This is a genomic window from Paenibacillus sp. AR247 (assembly GCF_002968895.1).
In the GTDB taxonomy this organism is placed as follows: Bacteria; Bacillota; Bacilli; order Paenibacillales; family Paenibacillaceae; genus Paenibacillus_AQ; species Paenibacillus_AQ favisporus.
Genome location: NZ_PCZT01000012.1, coordinates 555,025 through 559,410 on the forward strand (window position 1 = coordinate 555,025; position 4,386 = coordinate 559,410).

At 58.3% G+C, this 4,386-nt stretch carries 4 protein-coding genes and 2 pseudogenes; all 6 read left to right on the forward strand.

Going from position 1 to position 4,386, the window contains the following annotated elements; genetic code table 11:
* Window positions 1-418: pseudogene (locus tag CPT76_RS40380) on the forward strand (anthranilate phosphoribosyltransferase); the annotation flags it as partial.
* The gene (gene trpC, locus CPT76_RS24170; protein WP_105444687.1) at window positions 408-1,238 is read left to right on the forward strand and encodes an indole-3-glycerol phosphate synthase TrpC; all 831 of its coding nucleotides are present in this window, start codon (window positions 408-410) and stop codon (window positions 1,236-1,238) included. The pseudogene CPT76_RS40380 and the gene trpC, both read left to right, overlap by 11 nt.
* Window positions 1,231-1,902 (forward strand): phosphoribosylanthranilate isomerase, encoded by a 672-nt coding sequence (locus CPT76_RS24175; RefSeq protein ID WP_105444688.1) that lies wholly within the window; start codon window positions 1,231-1,233, stop codon window positions 1,900-1,902. The genes trpC and CPT76_RS24175 overlap by 8 nt, the downstream gene beginning before the upstream one ends.
* Window positions 1,899-3,098, forward strand: a complete 1,200-nt coding sequence (trpB, locus tag CPT76_RS24180) for a tryptophan synthase subunit beta (RefSeq protein WP_105444689.1) — start codon at window positions 1,899-1,901, stop codon at window positions 3,096-3,098. The genes CPT76_RS24175 and trpB overlap by 4 nt, the downstream gene beginning before the upstream one ends.
* The gene (gene trpA, locus CPT76_RS24185; RefSeq protein WP_105444690.1) at window positions 3,095-3,901 is read left to right on the forward strand and encodes a tryptophan synthase subunit alpha; all 807 of its coding nucleotides are present in this window, start codon (window positions 3,095-3,097) and stop codon (window positions 3,899-3,901) included. Before trpB ends, trpA begins: the two co-directional genes overlap by 4 nt.
* A gap of 28 nt (window positions 3,902-3,929) precedes the next feature.
* Window positions 3,930-4,386, forward strand: a pseudogene (locus CPT76_RS24190) (aminotransferase class I/II-fold pyridoxal phosphate-dependent enzyme); the annotation flags it as partial.

Genomic DNA, 4,386 nt, shown 5'->3' on the forward strand with positions numbered 1-4,386 from the left:
CGCAAACGTGCTGAAGGAGCTCGGCTCCAAACGGGCGCTCGTTGTGACCAGCCTGGAAGGGCTGGACGAAATCAGCATCTCGGGGCCGACGCAAATTTCCGAACTGCGTCACGGCGAAGTGCGGACCTATCAGATTCACCCGCATGATCTCGGGTTGGACGTCCACCCGCTGGAAGCCGTTCTGGGCGGCGATGCGGTGCAGAATGCCGCCATTATCCGTTCGGTGCTGGCAGGCGAGAAGAGCCCGTACCGCGACATCGTGCTGGCCAACGCAGGGGCATGTATCTATGTCGCAGGCCTTGCGGACAGCATCGCGGAAGGCGTACAGGCGGCGGCACGGGCCATCGACAACGGCAGCGCATCGGCCAAACTTGAGCAACTGATCCAAATGACAGGAGAGCTGAGCTATGTATCTTGATAAAATCGTACAAACCAAACGGACCGAGGTGGCCCGACTCGCCGAGCATTTTTCACTTGCGGAAGCGGAGCGCCAAATCGCTGCGATGCCCGCGACCAAAGGGTTCCACCGGGCGCTGACTGCAGGACGCAAGCGGAGCATGGGTCTGATCGCCGAGGTGAAGAAGGCGTCGCCTTCCAAGGGTCTCATCCGTCCGGATTTTCATCCGGTGAGTATCGCCCAGGCTTATGAAGCGGCAGGGGCCGACTGCCTGTCGGTTCTGACGGACGTTGAATACTTCCAGGGGAGCGGGCAATATTTGCGCGATGTGCGCGCCGCGGTGAACCTGCCGCTGCTGCGGAAGGACTTCATCATCGACGAGCGGCAAATTTATGAAGCCCGCCTCCTCGGTGCGGACGCGGTGCTGCTGATCGCGGCCATTCTGGAGCCCGATCAAATCGCCGCTTACCTGCAGCGGGCTGGTGCGCTCGGGCTCGACGCCCTGATTGAGGTTCACAGCCGGGAAGAGCTCGAAGCCGTGCTTGGCCTCGGAGCGGATCTGCATCAAGGGGCGCTGATCGGGATCAATAACCGGAATCTGCATACGTTCGAGACTTCCCTCGAGGCAACGGCAAAGCTTCGGGAGCTGATTCCACAAGGGATTCCGGTCATCAGTGAGAGCGGTATCGCCGGCAAAGAAGATATGGCGTATTTGGAGCAGGCGGGAGCAAGCGGCGTGCTGATCGGAGAGTATTTCATGCGCCGGGATGACATCGCGGAGGCGGTCCGTGACTTGATGGGGCTGACCTTATCCGGGGAAGAAGTGAAGCATCGTGGGTGAGACGGCGGTAAAAATTTGTGGACTTCAGGACGTTGAAGTGCTAAAATCAATGGTAAACTTGCCTGTGGATTATATCGGATTCGTATTCGCGCCGAGCCGGCGCCGGGTAACGCCTGAGCAGGCTGCCCTGCTTGCAGCGCAGCTGAAGGCGTGGAAGACGCCCGAAATTCCGCAAAGCGTCGGCGTGTTCGTCAACCCGGACCTGGAAGAGCTTGCCGCGATCGTGAAGGAGGCCCAGCTCGACGTCGTTCAGCTCCATGGACAGGAAAGCCCGCAATTTTGCCGGGAGGTCAAGGAGCGCTTGGGGACCCGGGTATTCAAGGTCCTATCGGTTCAATCCCTTAATGAGAATTCTGAAGCATCTATAAATCATGAACTATACGCAGGCGTAATCGACGGCCTGCTGCTTGATACATTCGATCCGGTGTATGGCGGAGGATCGGGAAGCACGTTTGCCTGGGAGGAGATACCGGCATACCGCGATTGGGCGAGAGCCCAAGGGATTCCGCTGTTTGTAGCCGGCGGCCTTCTGCCGTCCAACGTGGCCGAGCTGATCGATAAGTACAGCCCGGACGGCGTAGACGTTTCCAGCGGCGTCGAAAGTGACGGAGTGAAGGATATAGACAAAATCGCAGCATTTGTGGGAAGGGTGAAGCAGGCATGACAACACAATTACCAGACAAGAACGGGCGCTTCGGACCGTTTGGCGGAAGATTCGTTCCCGAGACGCTCATGAACGCGCTGATCGAGCTCGAGGAGTCATACAACCGATATTCGGACGATCCAAGCTTCCAGGAGGAACTGAACTATCTGCTTAAGCAGTACTCCGGCCGTGAGACGCCCCTGTACTATGCGGAGCGTCTCAGCAAGCATTTGGGGCAGGCGAAGATCTACCTGAAACGGGAGGATCTCAATCACACCGGCGCCCATAAAATCAACAACGCGCTCGGACAAGGCGTTCTCGCCAAACGAATGGGCAAGACGAAGGTCATTGCCGAGACGGGAGCAGGCCAGCATGGTGTGGCCACGGCAACCGTAGCCGCACTCCTCGGAATGGAATGCAAGGTGTTCATGGGGGAAGAGGATACGAAACGGCAGGCGCTGAACGTATTCCGGATGCAGATGCTGGGCGCCGAAGTCGTACCCGTTACGTCCGGTTCACGCACGCTGAAGGATGCCGGTAACGAGGCGCTGCGGTACTGGGTCAGCCATGTCGACGATACGTTCTACATCCTCGGCTCCGCCGTAGGGCCGCATCCGTATCCGATGATGGTGCGCAACTTCCAGCGGATTATCGGCGACGAGACGCGCCGCCAGATCCAGGAGGCCGAAGGGCGTCTTCCGGACTATGTTGTGGCGGCCATCGGCGGCGGCAGCAATGCGATCGGCATGTTCTATCCGTTTATCGAAGACAAGGACGTACGGTTGATCGGCGTAGAGGCCGCTGGTAAGGGTGTGGAGACTGCCTTCCATGCGGCGACGATGAGCAAAGGCACCCATGGCGTCTTCCAAGGCTCCATGAGCTATCTGCTGCAGGACGATTTCGGCCAGGTACAGGAAGCCCACTCCATATCGGCCGGCCTGGATTATCCGGGCGTCGGACCGGAGCACTCTTACCTTAAGGACATTGAGCGCGCCCAATACGTTCCGATAACCGACCAGGAAGCGCTCGACGCGCTTCAGCTGCTATGCCGGACGGAAGGGATCATTCCGGCCCTGGAATCCGCCCATGCGATCGCTGAAGTGGTGAAGATGGCGCCGCGGCTCGGAGAGGACGACATCGTCGTCATCTGCCTGTCCGGACGGGGAGACAAGGACGTGGAGTCCATCATGGCTTATACGGGAGGTAAAAAGGCATGAATTTGATGGATCAAACGTTTGCCCGTCTCAAACAGGAGAATCAAACGGCGCTGATTCCGTTTCTGACCATCGGTGACCCGGATCCCGATACGTCGGTTGAAATTATAGCCGGTCTCGAAGCGGCCGGTGCCGACATGATCGAGCTGGGCGTGCCGTATTCGGACCCCTTGGCCGACGGCCCGGTTATTCAGCGGGCTTCCGAGCGGGCGCTGAAGCATCAGGTAACGATCAAAACCTGCATGGAAACGGCGGTCAGAGCGCGCAAGGCCGGGGTGAAGCTGCCATTCATCCTGTTTACTTATTACAATCCGGTGCTTCAGTTCGGGCTGGACCGTTTTTTTGAAGAGGTCAAAGCACATGACATCAGCGGCATCATCATCCCGGACCTGCCGATCGAAGAGTCAGCCGACGTGCGTGCCCGGGCCGAACGCTCGGAAATTCATGTCGTGCCGCTGGTGGCTCCGACCTCCCATGAGCGGATCAAATCGATCGTGGAAGGAGCCAGAGGCTTCATTTACTGCGTATCCTCGCTCGGCGTAACGGGTGAGCGGGCGAGCTTCCACGAAGGCGTGGAAGATTTCATCGCCAGCGTGAAGAAGTATACGGACATTCCGGTGGCCATCGGCTTCGGTATTTCGAACAGGGAGCAGGCGGTGCGCTTTTCCCGGATCTGCGACGGGGTCGTTGTGGGCAGCGCCATCGTCCGCAAGGTCGAAGAAGCCATTCCGCTGCTGCAGGGCGGAGATACGCATGAGCAGGGGCTTTTGCAAATCCGTGAATTTGTGGCACAATTAAAACCATAATCTTGAGTTGAAAGTGAGGGGGGATACGGTGAAACCAAAATCCCAGATAGTGAACATTCCGGTTTATGAGCCGGGCAAACCGATTGAAGAAGTCAAGCGGGAGCTTGGTCTCAGCGAAGTCATCAAGCTGGCTTCCAACGAAAATCCTTACGGCGCTTCGCCGCGTGTGAAGGAGGCGGTGCTTGCAGAGCTCGACAACATCAGTCTGTATCCGGACGGAGGCGCGGTGGAGCTTACGGCTGAAGTGGCCCGCTTCCTGGGGGTTGAGCCCGGGCAAATCATTTTCGGCTGCGGCTCGGACGAAGTCATCGCGTTGATCTGCCGCGCGTTCTTGGTTTCCGGCGACGAGACCATTATGGCGGATCAAACCTTCTCCGTGTATAAAAGCAACGCCGACATCGAAGGGGCCGTCAGCATCGAGGTTCCGCTGGTGAACGGAAGCATGATCTTGAAGCGATGCTCGCCAAGCTCAGTAGCAAGCGAAG

Excerpts from the sequence above, each read along its gene's own strand:
- trpC (WP_105444687.1), top strand. The coding sequence starts at position 408 with ATGTATCTTGATAAAATCGTACAAACCAAACGGACCGAGGTGGCCCGA.
- trpB (WP_105444689.1), top strand. The coding sequence starts at position 1,899 with ATGACAACACAATTACCAGACAAGAACGGGCGCTTCGGACCGTTTGGC.
- trpA (WP_105444690.1), top strand. The coding sequence starts at position 3,095 with ATGAATTTGATGGATCAAACGTTTGCCCGTCTCAAACAGGAGAATCAA.